The organism is Mesorhizobium sp. WSM4832 (assembly GCF_055811115.1).
This window is the reverse complement of record NZ_JBVVQH010000012.1, coordinates 168,884-185,602: the sequence shown is the minus strand read 5'-3', so window position 1 is coordinate 185,602 and position 16,719 is coordinate 168,884. Positions and strand designations below refer to the sequence as shown.

At 63.7% G+C, this 16,719-nt stretch carries 17 protein-coding genes and 1 tRNA gene; 14 read left to right on the top strand and 4 right to left on the bottom strand.

The window, feature by feature from the left end; all coding sequences use genetic code 11:
- The first annotated feature begins 176 nt into the window (after window positions 1–176).
- From AC0L2L_RS18560 to AC0L2L_RS18545, 4 genes are all read left to right on the top strand, one after another.
- Window positions 177–250: transfer RNA gene (locus tag AC0L2L_RS18560), tRNA-Gln, on the top strand.
- Window positions 251–445: 195 nt separating this feature from the next.
- A complete protein-coding gene (locus AC0L2L_RS18555) occupies window positions 446–679 on the top strand; it encodes a hypothetical protein (protein WP_027168003.1) in 234 nt (77 codons plus the stop codon).
- Window positions 680–754: 75 nt separating this feature from the next.
- Window positions 755–1,393 carry a hypothetical protein gene (locus AC0L2L_RS18550; protein ID WP_473580013.1) on the top strand — a complete coding sequence of 213 codons (639 nt, stop codon included), beginning with the start codon at window positions 755–757 and terminating at the stop codon, window positions 1,391–1,393.
- On the top strand, window positions 1,362–1,568 hold the full coding sequence (locus AC0L2L_RS18545; RefSeq protein WP_473580012.1) for a hypothetical protein: 207 nt from the start codon (window positions 1,362–1,364) through the stop codon (window positions 1,566–1,568). The genes AC0L2L_RS18550 and AC0L2L_RS18545 overlap by 32 nt, the downstream gene beginning before the upstream one ends.
- A gap of 547 nt (window positions 1,569–2,115) precedes the next feature.
- Here AC0L2L_RS18545 and AC0L2L_RS18540 read toward each other — a convergent pair.
- Window positions 2,116–3,549, bottom strand: a complete 1,434-nt coding sequence (locus tag AC0L2L_RS18540; protein ID WP_473580011.1) for an aldehyde dehydrogenase family protein — start codon at window positions 3,547–3,549, stop codon at window positions 2,116–2,118.
- A gap of 226 nt (window positions 3,550–3,775) precedes the next feature.
- On the opposite strand from AC0L2L_RS18540, the gene AC0L2L_RS18535 reads away from it, so the two are divergent.
- Entirely contained in the window at window positions 3,776–4,828 is a 1,053-nt protein-coding gene (locus AC0L2L_RS18535) for a YeiH family protein (protein ID WP_473580010.1), read from the top strand.
- Window positions 4,829–4,868: 40 nt separating this feature from the next.
- Here the strand turns inward: AC0L2L_RS18535 and AC0L2L_RS18530 are convergent, their stop codons facing one another.
- A complete protein-coding gene (locus tag AC0L2L_RS18530) occupies window positions 4,869–5,378 on the bottom strand; it encodes a GAF domain-containing protein (protein WP_473580009.1) in 510 nt (169 codons plus the stop codon).
- A 90-nt stretch (window positions 5,379–5,468) separates the two neighbouring features.
- Here AC0L2L_RS18530 and AC0L2L_RS18525 point away from each other — a divergent pair, with 90 nt between their 5' ends.
- Window positions 5,469–5,912 (top strand): NUDIX hydrolase, encoded by a 444-nt coding sequence (locus tag AC0L2L_RS18525; protein ID WP_473580008.1) that lies wholly within the window; start codon window positions 5,469–5,471, stop codon window positions 5,910–5,912.
- A gap of 98 nt (window positions 5,913–6,010) precedes the next feature.
- Here AC0L2L_RS18525 and AC0L2L_RS18520 read toward each other — a convergent pair whose 3' ends face one another.
- The gene (locus AC0L2L_RS18520; RefSeq protein WP_473580007.1) at window positions 6,011–6,973 is read right to left on the bottom strand and encodes a LysR family transcriptional regulator; all 963 of its coding nucleotides are present in this window, start codon (window positions 6,971–6,973) and stop codon (window positions 6,011–6,013) included.
- Window positions 6,974–7,021: 48 nt separating this feature from the next.
- Here AC0L2L_RS18520 and AC0L2L_RS18515 point away from each other — a divergent pair, with 48 nt between their 5' ends.
- The 8 genes from AC0L2L_RS18515 (at window position 7,022) to AC0L2L_RS18480 (ending at window position 15,804) form a co-directional block, all read left to right on the top strand.
- The gene (locus AC0L2L_RS18515) at window positions 7,022–7,540 is read left to right on the top strand and encodes a YybH family protein (RefSeq protein ID WP_473580006.1); all 519 of its coding nucleotides are present in this window, start codon (window positions 7,022–7,024) and stop codon (window positions 7,538–7,540) included.
- A 115-nt stretch (window positions 7,541–7,655) separates the two neighbouring features.
- Window positions 7,656–8,633 (top strand): GlxA family transcriptional regulator, encoded by a 978-nt coding sequence (locus AC0L2L_RS18510; protein WP_473580005.1) that lies wholly within the window; start codon window positions 7,656–7,658, stop codon window positions 8,631–8,633.
- A 172-nt stretch (window positions 8,634–8,805) separates the two neighbouring features.
- On the top strand, window positions 8,806–10,101 hold the full coding sequence (locus AC0L2L_RS18505) for a M24 family metallopeptidase (protein WP_473580004.1): 1,296 nt from the start codon (window positions 8,806–8,808) through the stop codon (window positions 10,099–10,101).
- Window positions 10,098–10,376, top strand: a complete 279-nt coding sequence (locus tag AC0L2L_RS18500) for a hypothetical protein (protein ID WP_473580003.1) — start codon at window positions 10,098–10,100, stop codon at window positions 10,374–10,376. Before AC0L2L_RS18505 ends, AC0L2L_RS18500 begins: the two co-directional genes overlap by 4 nt.
- Complete coding sequence (locus AC0L2L_RS18495) at window positions 10,373–11,050, top strand: isochorismatase family protein (RefSeq protein WP_473580002.1); 678 nt, start codon at window positions 10,373–10,375, stop codon at window positions 11,048–11,050. The genes AC0L2L_RS18500 and AC0L2L_RS18495 overlap by 4 nt, the downstream gene beginning before the upstream one ends.
- Before the next feature lie 5 nt (window positions 11,051–11,055).
- Window positions 11,056–12,030 (top strand): alpha/beta hydrolase, encoded by a 975-nt coding sequence (locus AC0L2L_RS18490; RefSeq protein ID WP_473580001.1) that lies wholly within the window; start codon window positions 11,056–11,058, stop codon window positions 12,028–12,030.
- Between the two features lie 310 nt (window positions 12,031–12,340).
- On the top strand, window positions 12,341–13,981 hold the full coding sequence (locus AC0L2L_RS18485; RefSeq protein WP_473580000.1) for an ABC transporter substrate-binding protein: 1,641 nt from the start codon (window positions 12,341–12,343) through the stop codon (window positions 13,979–13,981).
- Window positions 13,982–14,118: 137 nt separating this feature from the next.
- Window positions 14,119–15,804, top strand: coding sequence for a tetratricopeptide repeat protein (locus tag AC0L2L_RS18480; protein WP_473579999.1), 1,686 nt, complete (start codon window positions 14,119–14,121; stop codon window positions 15,802–15,804).
- A gap of 36 nt (window positions 15,805–15,840) precedes the next feature.
- Here the strand turns inward: AC0L2L_RS18480 and AC0L2L_RS18475 are convergent, their stop codons facing one another.
- A complete protein-coding gene (locus AC0L2L_RS18475; RefSeq protein WP_473579998.1) occupies window positions 15,841–16,698 on the bottom strand; it encodes a hypothetical protein in 858 nt (285 codons plus the stop codon).
- Window positions 16,699–16,719: the final 21 nt, after the last annotated feature.

Genomic DNA, 16,719 nt, shown 5'->3' with positions numbered 1-16,719 from the left:
CAATGCATGTTGCCCAAAAGTGCGGAGCGGTTTTGGGAGGACGACATGCATCCGACAAAGGCTTAAAAAGGCTGCGGTTGAACCAGCTGCGGGCTTGACTATTTTCGGATGGCGGCTACAAGGCAGCGCTCGCGGCATATGAGCCGCCCGCTTCGCGCGTTACCAGACGCGCCTGCTGGGGAATAGGTTAACGGTAGACCCACGGACTCTGACTCCGTTAGTCCTGGTTCGAATCCAGGTTCCCCAGCCAAAGGTTTCCGCGCATTTTCAAACCTAAACCGTGAGTTCATCGCCGGCACGGCCGATTCCCGTTGATCTGCCATTAATATTAGCAATCAACAATATATTAACGGCTCCAATGCAACCTGCTCGAATCGGGAATATACCCGATCGACGATCCGGCACTCGGTGTGCCGAGACGTTCGACCGATGCGGAGCAAAACGCATGAGTGTCGAAACAGCATTGGCGCAGCTATTGCGCGTGATCCATAGTCGCGCCCTGAATTTGGCGGAACTGCCGGACGATGAGAGAGATCCGTACTACGACAGCTTCCGCCGATCATGTTGCGGAGCGGCCGAGCATATCGGCCAATCCCCAGACAATGCGGCTATGACGGCAAACAGCATGGTCGAATTTACCCGGGCGATGGTTGGTATCATCGAGGCAGGGCGCAGGTAGACCGTTAGTCCCGGGACAGCCGTTCGCTGCGTCAGCGGAAGGCAGGTCGGAGACTGCCCGCTGGCAGCCTCGCAAGTGCTCACCGATACCGGCATTACAGCAATTTTTCCCAAGACCCGGAACCCGCGACGCTGCAACGGTCATGACGGCCAATGCTCCAGCGTCTTGTCGCTGCGCAACCGTCAATTGGAGAAAATCATGACGACCACAATTTCCGCGTTTCTCAGCGCTCTCGGGTCAGAAGGTCCTCCAGCCGACCGAACTGAAGACATGGCCCTGTATGGCTGGCTGATCGGGAGTTGGGAAATGGACACGGTCCACCACCTCGACGATGGCACAATCCAGAACTGGGATGGCGAATGCCATTTCGGCTGGGTGCTCGAAGGCCGCGCCATTCAGGACATCTGGATCAGGCCCAGGCGCCCTGCCCCGTCCACCATGTACGGCACGACTTTGCGCATCTTCGATCCCGGGATCGGAGGCTGGCACATCATCTGGAGCGATCCGCTCAACCAGGATTACTCGCGCCAGATCGGACGTGCGGAAGGCAACGACATCGTCCAGATCGGCGAGGACTCGCGCGGCCTGCAAGCGCGATGGCGCTTCACCGAGATCACTGACGACAGCTTCCATTGGATCGGCGAAGAGAGAGCCGCCGAGAGCGATCCCTGGCGCGTGACCTATGAACATTTCGCGCGGCGAACGGCTTGCTGAAGCGGCGCAGGCACGGATCGGCGCCGCCGCACGGGAATTGCGGAGGCATCATGGCATCGGATCGCTACTGGAACTCGCTCAGCGGCAACTTGATGTCATTGCACAGATAGCTGCAGAACCTTTGGCTGACCAGGCCCTCTCGATGCCGCCCGCTTTCAAAGAGCTAAATCTTTGAAATAATTATATATATTGGAACTTTCCGTCAATGATCAATGTGCGAAAACGCCTGCCTATCGAAGTTGCAACCCAATTCGCCGCTCAGCCCGTGACAACCCGCTGCCCGCGCGCGGCGGAGTGTATCGATTTACTCAATCTCCAATTGGTAGACACCCACGAAACATCGGCGGCTTAGTGCCTCCACCAGGCCAAAAACGGAGGGCAACGCCTGCGGACTGGGAGGAAATGATGTCTGCGCAAAAAGAAGACTATCGAACCAACAGAGCCGACTATGCGATTGCCGCAATGCAAGGCCGAGCGACCGCCGATGACGATGGCAATGGGATGCTGGCAAGCGAAAAGAAGGCCCGGTGGCTGAGAGATCGGCGATCGGCCAGATTGGCCGCAAATCCCTGTGAAAGCTTGCCAGGACCGAGAAGGCCAAATCGCGCTGTCAGGTAGCGCGCCAGAACCAGAGGTCGGCAGGGCGAAAAGAAAGGGCGCGGCCGAAACCGCGCCCTAGACAGCTTCAAAACCTTGGCTCTCCGACTTCGAACTCGCGAAACCTACTCCGCCGCCTCATACCCCGCGATGCCCTTGATCTCGAGGAAATCCTCAAGGCCATATTCGGCGTATTCGCGGCCGTTGCCGGACTGCTTGTAGCCGCCGAAGGGCAGGCCCGCGTCCCAGGTCGGGTAGTTGATGTAGACATTGCCGGAGCGCATGCGGGCGGCGACCTGGCGCGCCTTCTCGATGTCCTTGGCCTGGATGTAGGAGGCGAGGCCGAAGACGGTGTCGTTGGCCTGCTCGACCGCCTGCTCGACCGTATCGTAAGGCATGATCGACAGCACCGGCCCGAAAATCTCTTCGGTGGCGATGCGCATGTCGTGCGTGACATTGGCGAACACGGTCGGGCGGACGTAATAGCCGCGGTTCAGCTCCGCCGGACGGCCTGGGCCGCCGGTTACAAGCGTGGCGCCCTCGTCGATGCCGCTCTGGATCAAGCCCTGGATCTTGTCGAACTGCAGCTGGCTGACCACCGGGCCGAGCTTGGAACCCGGCGCGTCGGCCGGACCGACGGTGAATTTCTCCGCCGCCCTCTTGGCGTAGCTTGCCGCCTCGTCGTGACGATCGCGCGGCACGAACATGCGGGTCGGCGCGTTGCAGGACTGGCCGCTGTTGCCGAAACAGCCGGCGACGCCCTTGGTCACGGCTCTCTCCAGATCGACATCGGGGAACAGGATGTTGGCCGACTTGCCGCCGAGTTCCTGATGCACGCGCTTGACCGTATCGGCGGCGGCCTTGGCGACCAGGATGCCGGCGCGTGTCGAACCCGTAAACGACATCATGTCGACATCGGGATGGCTGGCCAGAGCCTGGCCGACGGTTGGGCCATCGCCGTTGACGAGGTTGAAGACGCCCTTCGGCACGCCGGCCTCGTCGATGATCTCGGCGAAGATAACGGCGTCGAGCGGCGCGATCTCCGACGGCTTCAGCACCATGGTGCAGCCGGCGGCAAGGGCGGGGCCGACCTTGCAAGTGATCTGGTTAAGCGGCCAGTTCCACGGCGTGATCAGGCCGACGACGCCGATCGGCTCCTTGACGATGAGCGAGGAGCCTTTGACGTGACGGAACTGGAAAGCCTTCAGCACTTCGGCCATCTTTTCCAGGTGTGCTTGGCCGACGCCGACCTGGCTGTCCAGCGCCATCTGGCGCGGCGCGCCCATCTCGCGCGAGACGGCGAGCGCAAGGTCCTTGCTGCGCTTCTTGTAGATTTCGATGACGCGGTTGAGGATATCGAGCCGTTCCTCTACCGAAGTGAAGCCGAAACTGGCGAAGGCGCGCTTGGCTGCTGCCACCGCCTTGTCGACATCGGCCTTGGAGCCCAGCGAAATCTGCGCGAACGCGTCCTCGCTGGATGGATCGATGACATCGAGCGTGTTCGGCACCACCGGGTCGACCCAGGCGCCGTCGATATAGAACTGCAGATTGTGGGACATGGTTCTCTTTCTCGGCCGGGCGTGGTGCTCGATTGTAGTGGATTGGGTCGTCGTATAGCGTCAGAAATAACGATGCGGCAAGCGCCCTGTCGGACGCCAGCGCGGGCCATCGAGCCAGCTTCCGCAGAGATCGTTCTGAAAAATCGATCATTATAACTCGAATAATTCGTTGGAAAGATTGGTTCTGGAATGGCATTTCGGCGACCAGAGTGCCTGGAGAATTCAATTGTCTTTCCTGCCTGCCATCGCGAACGATCTTCCAAAAGGCCTCGATCCGGCCGGCAACGGCCCCGCCCTCGCGCCGGCCTGGTCCGGCATCGTGCCGGGAATCGTCCTGGTGGCGATGATCACGACCGTCGCCTATTCGGCGCGCAACCTCTCCGGCCTCACTCTGTTCAGCCCGATGATCCTCGCGGTCGTCGCCGGCATGGTCTATTCCAACGTGCTTGGCCTTCCCACCCACGCCAAGGCAGGCATCGCGTTTTCGCAAAAGCGCCTGCTGCGCTTCGCCATCGTGCTGCTCGGCTTCCAGCTCACGCTCGGCCAGGTGGCGGGCATCGGCATCGGCGGCGTCGGCATCGTCGCGGCCACGCTGGGCGCCACCTTCCTGTTCACGGTCACGCTCGGCCGGTTGATCGGCGTCGACCGCAAGCTGGCGCAGTTGATCGCCGCCGGCACATCGATCTGCGGCGCCTCGGCGATCGTCGCGACCAACATCGTCACCGACGCGCGCGACGAGGACGTCACCTATGCGGTTGCCGCGATCACGCTGTTCGGCACCGTCGCCATGCTCGGCTTTCCGCTGCTTGCGCCGGCTCTCGGGCTCGACCAGCATGCTTTCGGCCTCTGGGCGGGCGCTTCGATCCATGAGGTTGCGCAGGTCATCGGCGCCGGCTTCCAGAACGGCACGCTCGCCGGCGAGACGGCGACCGTCGCCAAGCTGACGCGTGTCGCGATGCTAGCGCCGATGGTCATCGCGCTCGGCCTGATGGCGCGCCGCGGCAGCACTGATGCTTCCGGCGCAAAACCGCCAATGCCCTGGTTCGTCGTGGCCTTCGTCGCCGTCGTGGCGCTGAACAGCCTCGTCGCGCTCCCCGCCCAGATCCATGCCGCAGTCGCCCTGGCCGCGCAGGTCATGCTGACCATGGGGCTCGCCGCCATGGGCCTTCAGGCCGACATTTCCCAGTTGCGATCGCGCGGCCTGCGGCCCCTGATGCTGGCCTTCTCGGCCTTCCTGTTCATCGGCTGCTTCAGCCTGATGCTGGTGAAGTTCACCTGACGCTCAGGCGAGGCCCGCCTCGCCCGAGCCCCGATAGGGCCTAATCCTCGTCATCGTTTTCGAACGAGGTCGCCGCGACATAGATCGCGGCGAGCTTCTCGATCCCGGCCTGGTCTTGCCTGTCGAAGCGGCCGGGCAGCGGGCTGTCGAGGTCGAGCACACCGAACGTGCCGTCGGCGTCGCGCAAAAGCACGACGAGTTCCGAGCGCGAATCGGCATCGCAGGCGATGTGGCCCGGAAAATCGTGCACGTCCTTGACCAGCATCGACATGTCGAGCTCGATGGCCTTGCCGCAGACGCCCGTGCCGACAGCGATGCGCACGCAGGCCGGCTTGCCCTGGAAGGGGCCGAGCACCAGTTCGTCGTCGGATGCCAGGAAATAGAAGCCGGCCCAGTTGAGGTCGGGCACCATCTGGTAGATCAGCGCAGCCGTGTTGGCGGCGTTGGCGATCGAATCGCTCTCGCCTTCCAGCAGCGCTTTCAATTGCGTGGCCAACTCCTTGTAGAAGGCCGGCTTGTCGCTTGTGTCGATTGCCGTTGCCGCAAACATCGCGTGATCTCTCCGTTGCAAGCCGGCCGCACGGCCAGCTAGAGTTCATCTTTCTGTGCCACCAAAACCGCCGCCGGGAAACAGCCTATCGTGACCACCAGCCATTCCAGGACAATGCGGGCAACGACTGTGCGGGCCAGGACGATCCGTATCGCCGCCGCGGTAATCCGCGACGACGGCGGCAGGCTGCTTCTGGTGCGCAAGCGCGGCACCAGCACCTTCATGCAGGCCGGCGGCAAGATCGAGCCGGGCGAGTTGCCCGCCGCCGCCCTTGCCCGCGAATTGCGCGAGGAGTTGGGCATCGTCGTCGATCCGGCCACGGCGTTCCATCTGGGCTCCTTCTCGGCCCTCGCCGCCAACGAAGCGGATGCGCGCGTCGAAGCCGAGCTGTTCGAACTCTCCATCACCGGCGAGCCGATCCCGGCGGCCGAGATCGAGGAGATGATCTGGCTGAGCCCGGACCTGGCAAGCGGCATGGAACTCGCGCCGCTTACCGCCGACATCGTGCTGCCGCGCTACGGCGGCCGGGGATGAGCGGGCAAGCCCCCCGCGCGGTGCCGTCCGCTGCAAAGCCTGGCGGCATGCCGAAAGCGCGGATTTGTTGCCGACGGCAGACGATAGAAATCATGGGCTCATCCCCTCACGCCGCCTGGCGGTTGAGAAAACAGGTATCGATTGCCGTCGACCCTCTCCTTGAGGTCGCGGCCCTCGATCAACGGGCGGCGGCGGGCCAATTGCTCAGCCAGAACGTCAAGCACCATCCTTATGCGCGCAACGTTTCGCAGATCGGGATGCGTCAGCAGCCACAATGACGTCTCCATCTGCTCGATGGGACCGCAGACGCGCCTGAGACCGGGATCTGGGTCGGCGAGATAGCAAGGCAGCGCAGCGACGCCTATGCCTGCGCGCGCCGCGGCTCTGAGAGCCAACAGCGAATTCGCGCGGTGGACGATACGGCTGTCGATGACGTTCCGCTTTAGCCAGTTCGCGGACCGCAAATGACCGAGGGTCTCTTCGAAACCGATCCAGTCATATTGCTGGAGCGGGATGCCGGGCGGCTTCCCGGCGAGATAGGCGGGAGAAGCATAAGGAGCGGTGGCCAGCGCCGCGAGCCGCCGGCCCAACAGATTTTCCGCGGGGGTTCCGACCGGCCTCAGCGCGATATCTGCATCTCGCTTGGTCAAAGTGAAAAACGAATTGTCGACGACTAGCTCGATCACGATCTCAGGGCATTCGCTTGCCAGATCGGCAAAGACCGGACCGAGCAGATCGACCAAGGTGTCGGCTGTCGTCACCCTGACGGTTCCGGAAGGCCTGAGATCCTGACCCGCCAGGCGACGCTCCAGGTCGCGCAGATCGTCCAAGACTTGCATTGCCGTGACAAGGGCGGCTTCACCAGCGGGACTCGCCTGATACCCGTCCCTGGCACGATCGAACAAATGCACGCCGAGCCGGCTCTCAAGGGCACCAAGCCTGCGGAAGGCGGTCGAATGATCAATGGTCAGGCGGCGAGCCGCCGCGCTTAGGCTGCCGGATTCCGCGATGGCACGCACCAGTTGCAGGTCAGCGAGCTCAAAGATTCGTGGTGCCGGCATCTCGATCCATCATGCCATTTTACAACCCGCTGCAGGCTACTTTGTAAATTGCGCAAGCTGAACTTTCAAACTTGCCATGTGTTCTTGCGTCCTTTGAAAACAAACATTACGCGCATCCAGTCTCAAGACAAGGAGGTCGACATGGGCGCCCCCTCACCCGAACTTTGTAACCTTTGGCTTGCGCGCGCCTTCAACGCACAGGACGTGGAGGCTGCCAGCGCGATGTATCATCCCGAGGCGTCGATCGTTCAGGTCGACAAGGTTCATGGCGGCACGAAGGTCGCACGCGGCGCCGAGGGCATTCGCGAGACCATGGCTGCCTATATCGGGATGAAGCCGCATATGGATGTCGTCACGCACCACACAACGGTCGCCGGCGACTTCGCGATGACCCGGTCGCAGTGGCTGATCAAGGGCGTGGATCGGAAGGGCGCTCCGATCGAAGTGCATCACCATGGCATGGAGGTGCATCGGAAACTTCCTGACGGCACCTGGGCATTCTTCATCGATCATCCATTCGGGGCAGACCCGAAATGGGCCGTCGAAACGCCTCCCAGGACAGAGTAGCCGGGGGCCGCAGCGGCAAATCGAGCACACCCGCTTGGCTTCGGAGGATCGGCGATCCGGTTGACGTCTGCCACGTTCGGCGGAATTGTGCGCCGTCCAAAGCCGACGAGCCCCGATGAACACCCGCCTGTGCGTCCAGCCAAAACCGACGGAGCCCCCCCTCACCTTCGCGGTGCTGGTCTTTCCCGGCTTTCCGATGATGGCGTTTTCATCCGTCATCGAGCCGCTGCGCGCCGCCAATGTGCTTGCCAGGCGCGACTGCTACCGCTGGGTGATCGTAGGCGCCGACCACGGCACCGTCGAGGCCTCGAACGGCGTCGTTATCCAGCCGGGCTTTTGCGCCTCCGACGCGCCGAAGGTCGACCGCATCGTGGTGTGCTCCGGCGGCGATGCCGACCATGTCGTTGCCGACGAGGCGATGAGCTGGATCCGCAAGCGCCTGCGCGGCGGCGCGCATATCGGCGCGGTGGCGGACGCCGCTTTCTTCCTTGCCCGCGCCGGCCTGCTCGACGGCCATGCCTGTACCCTGCACTGGACCAGCCAGGCCGCCTTCACCGAGGCGTTCCCGGACATCGAGCTTCGGCGCGATCTCTTCGTTATCGACCGCAAGCGTTTCACCTCGGCCGGCGGCGTCGGCAGCCTCGACATGATGCTGGAGATCATCACGCAGGACTATGGCGCCGAGATCGCGGCCGGCGTCGCCGAATGGTTCGTGCACTCTCCCTTGCGGTCGAGCGTCGACCGCAAGCTGATGCCGCTGCGCCTGCGCACCGGGGTGCAGAACGAGCTGGTGCTGTCGGCCATCGCCATCATGGAAGACGCCGTCGAGGAGCGGCTCGGCATGGCGGAGCTGGCGGAGCGGCTGGGCGTCTCGCCCGACAAGCTCGAGCGCAATTTCCGCGCCGAGCTGGATATCTCGCCCAATGGCTATTACCGGCGCCTCAGGCTTAAGCGCGCCGCCGACCTGCTGGCACACTCGACGCTGATGGTGCGCGACGTGGCGCTGGCGTGTGGGTTCGCGTCGATGTCGAGTTTCGCGCGGGCGTTTCGGGAAGAGCATGGGCATGCGCCGAGGGCGATGCGAAGGCATTAGGTGGAGTGCGCGCTAGCGCGATGAGACGCTGGCAGGACAGAGGGGGGCGCGAAGGAACGCGGCGCCTGTCGTTTCTCACCCGACATCCCTGCGGCACTCAGCACAACATCTGCGGAATGCCGCACAAGCTCCGCATCCCGCACGGCTATGTTCGCACGAACAGGAGGCCGCCATGAGCATCGTCGTTTTCGATCCCGACAGCACAGAGGACGTGGACTTCAAGGACCGCATGCGCCATCCGGCCGCGGCCGATCCCGCCGGCGGCATGTGGCTCTCCGACACCGAGCCGTCCTTCATCGACGCTGACGCGCTGCGCAAGGGGCGGCTGGCCAAACTGCGCGCCTGGATGCGCGAGGCGGGTTATGGCGCCATCGTGCTGTTCGACCCTTACAACCAGCGCTACGCCACCGGCTCGCGCAACATGTTCGGCTATTTCCTACGCAACTCGACGCGCTATTTCTTCATCCCGACCGAAGGGCCGATCGTGCTGTTCGAATATCCGCAGAGCTACCATGTCTCGATGGTGCTCGACACGATCGACGAGGCGCGGCCCTCCAAGCTGGTCTGGTCGTCGGTCTCCGGCCGCGACGACGAGACCGCCGGGCCCTTCGCCGACGAGATCACCGAGCTTCTCAAGAAGCATGGCGGCGGCTCGATGAAGCTCGGGCTCGACCGCTGCAGCCATCTGCAGGCACTGGCCCTGGAGAAGCGCGGTTGCGACGTCAAGGACTGCCAGGGCGAGATCCTCGCCGTGCGCGCGGTGAAGACGCCGGAGGAAGTGAAGTGCCTGCAGGTGTCGATGGCCGGCGCTGAGGCTGCGGTGGCCGCCGTGCGCGAGGCGATCAAGCCCGGCGTCTCGGAGAACGAGCTGTTCGCCATCATGTATGGCGAGGTGATCCGCCAGGGCGGCGAGTTCATCGAGACTCGGCTCTTGACCTCCGGCCAGCGCACCAATCCGTGGTTCAACGAGGCCAGCGGCCGCAAGATCCGGCCGGGCGAATTGCTGGCGCTCGATACCGATACGATCGGCTGCTACGGCTATTATTCCGACTTCTCGCGCACCTTCCGCTGCGGCCCGGGCAAGCCGACGCCCTACCAGAAATCGCTCTATCGCATGGCGCATGACCAGGTGCAGCACAATATCGGGATCGTGAGGCCCGGCATGGCCTTCCGCGAGATCGCCGAGAAGGCCTGGAAGATCCCCGACCGCTTCGTCGACCAGCGCTACACCTCGGTCATGCACGGCGTCGGCATGCATGGCGAAACGCCTTTCATCGCGCATGCGATGGACTACGAGACCTATGGCCGCGACGGCATCATCGTGCCCGGCATGGTGGTCAGCGTCGAAAGCTATATCGGCGAGAAAGGCGGCCGCGAGGGCGTCAAGCTGGAGGACGAGATCCTGATCACCGAGACCGGCACCGAACTGCTCTCGCGGTTTCCTTATGAGGATGAATTCCTGGAATGATCGAAGTGATGCCTCCGCCCACCACCAGCCAGGGTGCGATATCGCAAAGCTTCGAGGCTAGCCATGGCGTGCCCGCGATCGTCATTCCAGGGCGAAGCAAGGAGCGGAGCGACGCGGCGCAGACCCTGGAATCCATGCCGTTACGTCTCCGCTTCGCCACGGTGCCGAATTCTGTTAGGCAGCGATCGACGATCAAGGTAACGGCATGGATTCCAGGGTCTTCGCGACGCCGCTTCGCGGCTGCTTCGCCCTGGAATGACGAAGGCTACGCATGAAAGCACCAATTTCCATCCGGCGCGGCACGGTGGCCGCGGTGTTCATCGATCTCCAGGAGGAGCATCGCAAGGACAAACGCTATCTGGTCGAGGGTTTTGGCGACATCCTCGCCAACGTCCAGCGCCTGCAGGAGGCGGCGCGGCGCAATTTCGTGCCGCTCTACCACTTTGCCTATATCGTCGACCTCGCCGAGGCACGGCCGTTCCATCCGTTGGATGAAAGCGGCAAATCGGCCTTCTCCGACAAGGACGATCCGCTGACAGCGATCTGCCATGAAGTCGGCCCAAAAGACGGCGAAGCCATGCTGGTCAAGCAGGAAGCGAGCGCCTTCGGCAGGAACGACTTTGCCGACAAGCTCAAGGCAGCCGGCATCGAATGGCTCGTCGTTGCCGGCGTGTGGACCGAGGCCTGCATCGACGCCACGGTGAAGGACGCGGTGGCGCGCGGTTTTCGCGTGCTGCTGGTCAAGGATGCCTGCGGCAGCGCGAGTGCCGCCATGCACCAGACCGGCATCCTCAACCTCGCCAACCGCCTCTATGGCGGCGCCGTCACCAACACGCTCGACGCCTGCCGGCTGATGGCCGGCGATACGGTCAACGTTTGGCAGGTCGAGGGTTCGGTGCCGCTGCGCTTCACCTTCGAGAACGCTGCGCGGCTTTACGCCGAGCTCTGACGATAGTGGCCTGCGACCCAACCGATCCGGCGAGCCGCGGCAAATACGCCGACAGGCTCGATCCGGAACTGTGGGACTATATCGACAAGGTCAACGGCTGGTACCCGCCGGAGATCGTGGCCTCGCCGATCGCCGAACAGCGCGCGGTGTACAATCAAATGTGCGTGGCGTTCCACCAGGGCCGTCCGGAAGGCGTGACTACCAGCGACGACCTCGTCGCCATCGCGGAGCATGCGATCCCGATCCGCCGCTACCACATGGCGAGCAGGGTCGCGGCGGCCGTCGTCGTCTACTTCCACGGCGGCGGCTTTGTCCTCGGCGACCTCAACAGCCACGACGACATCTGCGCCGAAATCTGCACCGGCACCGGCGGCTTCGAGGTGATCTCGGCCGATTACCGACTGGCGCCGGAGCATCCGCACCCCGCTTCCTTCGACGATGCGCTTGCCGTGTTCGAGTGGGCCGCGGCGACGAGCGCGCTGCCGATCGTGCTTTGCGGCGAAAGCGCCGGCGGCAATCTCGCGGCCGCTGTGGCGCAGGCGACGCGGCGCCATCCCCGGCATGCGATCGGCCAGATGCTGATCTATCCCGGTCTTGGCGGCGACGAGACAGGCCGGTCGTACATCGAGCATGCCGGAGCGCCGCTGCTGACGTTTGTCGATATCGAGTTCTACCGGCGCATCCGCTCGGCGCCCGGACAGTCGGCGGACGACCCGACTTTCTCGCCGCTCAAGGATCGTGACTTCTCCGGCCTGCCGCCGACGGTCGTCGTCACCGCCGAATGCGATCCGCTGTCGTCGGACGGCGAGATCTATCGCGACCGGATTGTGGCCGCTGGTGGGCAGGCTGTGTGGCGGGAGGAGAAGCGGCTGGTGCACAGCTTTCTGCGCGCCCGCGCAAGCGTGCCGCGCGCTGCTGAGGCGTTTGGGCGGATTGTTGCGGATGTTGGGGGGCTGGGCCGAGGCAAGTGGCTGTATTGAACGGCGCTCCCCCTCACCCAGCCTCCGCTTCGCTCGGCTGACCTCTCCCCGAGGGGAGAGGAGCCTGTCAGCGCCGGCGCCACTCTCTTCGCCCCTCGGGGAGAAGGTGGCCGCGAAGCGGCCGGATGAGGGGGCGACGCCCGTCAGAGCCACCTTCAACCTGCGGAACAGCGCACAAGAACTGCGGAAAACCAGACATTTCGTTGCGGAAACCAGCCCTATCATTCCGTAGGCAGGCAACGGCGCCCGGCGGTCGCATCCGCCCCCGCAACGCGATCTCCAGGGGCGCCCAACAACAGAGGGAACGACGATGAAATTCATGCTGACCGACAGAAAACTGCATCCGCAAGCCAGGCCGACCGCCGGCGATTTCAAGAAGGGCGCCATCAGCCGGCGCGAATATCTTGCCCTGATGGCCGGTTTCGGTGTCAGCGCCGCCGGCGCGCTGGCGCTGGGCGGGATTGTACCCTCGCCTGCCCGCGCCGCCGAGCCGAAGCGCGGCGGCACACTTCGCGTGGCGATGAACGTCAAAGGTTTTAAGGACCCGCGCACCTTCGACGGCGTCGAGATGTCGAATGTCGCGCGCCAGTGCAACGAATATCTTGTGCGCTGGAACACCGATTTTTCCTTCGAACCTTGGCTGCTGGAAAGCTGGGAAACCAGCGACGACGCCAAGACGATCACGCTTCACGTGCGCAAGGGCATCACCTGGTCGAATGGCGACATTTTCAACGCCGACGACGTGATCCACAACCTCAACCGCTGGTGCGATGCTTCGGTCGCCGGCAATTCGGTCGCCGCGCGCATGGGCGCGCTGGTCAATGCCGACACCAAGAAGCCGGTCGACGGCGGCATCCAGAAGGTCGACGACTACACCGTCAAGCTCAACCTGCCGAAGCCCGACATCTCGCTGATTGCCGGCATGGCCGATTATCCGGCGCTGATCATGCACCGCTCCTATGAGGGCGACGCCGACCCGAAGAAGGCCCTGGCCATCACCACCGGCCCGTGCGAGTTGGTGAGCTGGGACGCCGAGACGGGCGCGGAGGTGAAGCGCAAGGACAAGCCGTGGTGGAAGGGCGAGTTCTATCTCGACGGCATCAAATGGGTCGACTACGGCTCCGATCCCAACGCCATGCTATCGGCCTTCGAATCCGGCGAGATCGACACCGACCACGAGACCGTTTCCGACGCCGTGTCGCAGACCGAGCAGATGGGCCTGCAGAACTCCGAGATCGCCACCGGCTCGACCATCGTCGCGCGCTTCAATGTCGGCAACGCGCCTTATGACGACGTCAAGGTGCGCCGCGCCGCCCAGCTTGCCGTCGACAATTCGGCCGTGCTGAAGCTCGGTATCGACGGTCGCGGAAAACCCGCCGACAACCACCATGTCGGCCCGATGCATCCCGAGTTTGCCGATATCGGTCCGGCCAAGCGCGATGTCGACCAGGCCAAGAAGCTGATCGCGGAAGCCGGCAAGGCCGACCACGAATATGAGCTGATCTCGGTCGACATCGAGTGGCAGAAAAGCACGGCCGACGCGATTGCGGCCCAGATCCGCGAGGCGGGCCTCAAGATCAAGCGCACGGTGCTGCCGGCCGCGACCTTCTGGAACGACTGGGCCAAGTTCCCCTATTCTTGCACCGAGTGGCTCGGCCGCCCGCTCGGCGTCCAAGTGCTGGCTTTAGCCTACAAGTCGGGCGGCGCCTGGAACGAAAGCGCCTATTCGAACAAGGAGTTCGACGAGCTTCTCGACAAGGCGCTTGCGACACCCGATGCGGCCGCGCGCAAGGAGATCATGGCCAAGATCGAGACGAATTTGCGCGACTCCGGCATCATCGTCCAGCCCTACTGGCGTTCGGTCTACCGCACCTACCGCAAGGGCGTGCAGGGCTGCGAACAGCATCAGGCGCTCGAGCAGCATTTCGAGAAAGTCTGGCTGGAGTCCTGATCCTCCCAGGACTAAGGCGGCCGGCGCGATCTTCCAGTCGCGTCGGCCGTTTGTCATTTGCCAAGCAATTGCCTTTCCGCTCAGATTGCACCCGACCGGCCTCTCCCGCCGGCGCGGAATGCGAGAAGCAGTCAAGCATGGACCAGTTCGACCTCGGCACCTATCGCCGCCCCGTCTCCACCGCCTCGGCCGAGACGCAGCGCTGGTTCGATATCGGGCTGAACTGGTGCTACGGCTTCAACCACGAGGAAGGGATCAAATGCTTCGAAAAGGCGCTGGAGACCGATCCTGATTGCGCTTTCGTGCATTGGGGCATCGCCTACGCCGCCGGGCCTTTCTACAACCTCACCTGGAAGGAACATGGCAAGGCCGAAGCCGACCATGTCGCCAAGCGGTGCTTCGAGCATGTGCAACTCGCTCGCTCAAAATCGGCAAAGGCCAGCGCGGTCGAGCAGCGACTGATCAAAGCGCTGGTCGCGCGCTTCCAGCAGCCTCACGGCGTCAGCGCCGCGGAATTCGAAAAATGGGACGACGCCTATGCCGCCGCGATGCGGCTGGTCTATCGCGACTTTCCCAACGACCATGACGTGATGGCGTTGACGGTCGAGGCGCTGATGATGCGCACGGTAAGGCGCTTATGGGACCTCAGGACCGGCGCGCCGGCGCCCAATTCCGATGTGCTCGAAGCGCTGGAGATCTGCGAGCGCTCGATCCGGCTGTCGGACGAGGCAGGTACCGCGCCGCACCCGGCGGCGCTGCATCTGCATATCCATCTGCTCGAAATGTCGACGCGGCCCGAGCGCGGCATGCGCTCGGCGGAACGGCTCGGCACGATGTGTCCGGATGCCGGCCATATGAACCACATGCCGGGGCACATCCATGTGCTGTGCGGCGAATATGAGAAGGCGAAGATCGCGAGCGAGAAGGCGGTGCGCGCCAACGACCTCTACCTCGCCTATGCCGGCGAGCCGACCTATTACCTGCTCGGCTGCTGCCACGACCTGCACCTGATGATGTTCACCTGCATGCTTCTCGGCCAGTACCGCCCGGCGCTGTGGGCGGCGGACAAGGTGCGCAGCCTGGTGACGCGCAACGTCATCGGCATTCCCGAACGGCCAAAGCTGACGCAGACGGTCGAGGGTTATCACGCGATGAAGTCGCATGTGCAGGTGCGCTTCGGGCGCTGGCGCGAGATCATCGACGAGCCGATGAATGGCGAGCCCGGGCTCTATGTGGTGACCACTGCGCTGCAGCACTACGCCAAGGGCGTGGCGCATGCGACGCTGCGTGAATTCGCGGCAGCCGAGCGTGAACGCGATCTATTCAGCCGGCAAATCGATGGCATTGCACCGGAGCGCCGCTTCCTCAGCAACCCGACGAAAGCCTCGCTCGCGGTGGGCGCCGCGCTGCTCGACGGCGAGCTCGCCTACCACAGGGGCCGGCACGACGAGGCCTACGAGCATCTGCGCCGCGCGGTCGAGCTCGACGACAATCTATCCTACACCGAGCCATGGGCCTGGATGCATCCGCCACGCCACGCGCTGGCGGCGCTGCTGCTCGACCAGGGACATGCGGCGGAGGCCGAACAGGTCTATCGCGACGATCTGGGCTTGAGCGGCGCGGTGCAACGCTGCGCCCAGCACCCGGACAATGTCTGGGCGCTGCATGGGCTGGTCGAATGCCTGAAGCGACGCGGCGAGAAAGAGGAACTGCCGCGGCTGCAGGCGAAGTTGGCCGCGGCCTTGGCCAAGACGGACGTGCCGATCACCTCGTCCTGCCTGTGCCGGACGAGCGTGCAACCGGACCATTGCTGCAGTCATTGAGGCCGAGCTGCCGCCGTCCTCGGCACTGGATGATTGCTAGGAAAAGATATCCACCAATTCGTCAACGCCTCCGCCTTCCTTTGCCCGCCGCAGGTCGATGTATGTGGCTGTCGCGGCGATCGACGCCACCGTCCATATGATCGCCGTAACGACGGCGCTCGCGGTCGCGCCGACGATCGCTATGGAAGCCGGGGCGACCACAGGCACTGCAAGGCTGAACCCGAGAAAAAACGCCACTCGCAAGGCCAGCGCCAGCACGAAGACAATCAGAAACAGGCCGAGTATCGGCCAGCGATATCCCTTGGTCAGGGCGCGGCTGCGTGCCATCGAAGCTATCGCTGCAGGGCCTTCGCGCATCGCGACGGGGATAGCTGCCAGGGCAGCCAGCACCCACACGATGCAGGGCACGACCAGCAGCACGAACGCCGCACCGCCACCGAAAGACGGAAACAGCAATTCGGCGCCGATCATCGCTTGCTGCGCGAAAAACCACACCAGATAGATCGTGAACCCTATGCCGAGCACGGGAACGGCTCGGCGGAAGGCTGCTCCAATAGAGCCTGCGATCGACGGGCGACGGCCCTTGATGTCGTCCAGGACGGCTCCCGACAGCACCGCATGACCCAGGAACCCCGGCAGGGCACCCAGTAGCCCGGCAAGCAGGGAAAACCCCACGTAGACCGCGACGGCGAAAGGTTCGACGTTACCGCCGCCGACCAGATATACCGCCCTCTCCCGGTAGGCGAAGGTCAACAGGCCGATCAAAATCGACGGCAGGGCGAAGAAGAGCGCGGCGACCGCCAGCGTGAGAACTAGGTTCCGTCCAATGAACGAGGCCGTATCGCCCACCACCCGGCCCAGTCGGAATTTTCCGGCCGCGCCAGGATTGCCCATGCCTTGAAGTCGATCCCTATC

Bases quoted from the DNA above. Each gene is read 5' to 3' on its own strand.
- AC0L2L_RS18495 (WP_473580002.1), top strand. From the start codon at position 10,373: ATGAAAGCACCAATTTCCATCCGGCGCGGCACGGTGGCCGCGGTGTTC.
- AC0L2L_RS18520 (WP_473580007.1), bottom strand. From the start codon at position 6,973: ATGCCGGCACCACGAATCTTTGAGCTCGCTGACCTGCAACTGGTGCGT.
- AC0L2L_RS18540 (WP_473580011.1), bottom strand. From the start codon at position 3,549: ATGTCCCACAATCTGCAGTTCTATATCGACGGCGCCTGGGTCGACCCG.
- AC0L2L_RS18500 (WP_473580003.1), top strand. From the start codon at position 10,098: ATGATCGAAGTGATGCCTCCGCCCACCACCAGCCAGGGTGCGATATCG.
- AC0L2L_RS18555 (WP_027168003.1), top strand. From the start codon at position 446: ATGAGTGTCGAAACAGCATTGGCGCAGCTATTGCGCGTGATCCATAGT.
- AC0L2L_RS18505 (WP_473580004.1), top strand. From the start codon at position 8,806: ATGAGCATCGTCGTTTTCGATCCCGACAGCACAGAGGACGTGGACTTC.
- AC0L2L_RS18545 (WP_473580012.1), top strand. From the start codon at position 1,362: ATGAACATTTCGCGCGGCGAACGGCTTGCTGAAGCGGCGCAGGCACGG.
- AC0L2L_RS18485 (WP_473580000.1), top strand. From the start codon at position 12,341: ATGAAATTCATGCTGACCGACAGAAAACTGCATCCGCAAGCCAGGCCG.
- AC0L2L_RS18480 (WP_473579999.1), top strand. From the start codon at position 14,119: ATGGACCAGTTCGACCTCGGCACCTATCGCCGCCCCGTCTCCACCGCC.
- AC0L2L_RS18510 (WP_473580005.1), top strand. From the start codon at position 7,656: ATGAACACCCGCCTGTGCGTCCAGCCAAAACCGACGGAGCCCCCCCTC.
- AC0L2L_RS18475 (WP_473579998.1), bottom strand. From the start codon at position 16,698: ATGGGCAATCCTGGCGCGGCCGGAAAATTCCGACTGGGCCGGGTGGTG.
- AC0L2L_RS18530 (WP_473580009.1), bottom strand. From the start codon at position 5,378: ATGTTTGCGGCAACGGCAATCGACACAAGCGACAAGCCGGCCTTCTAC.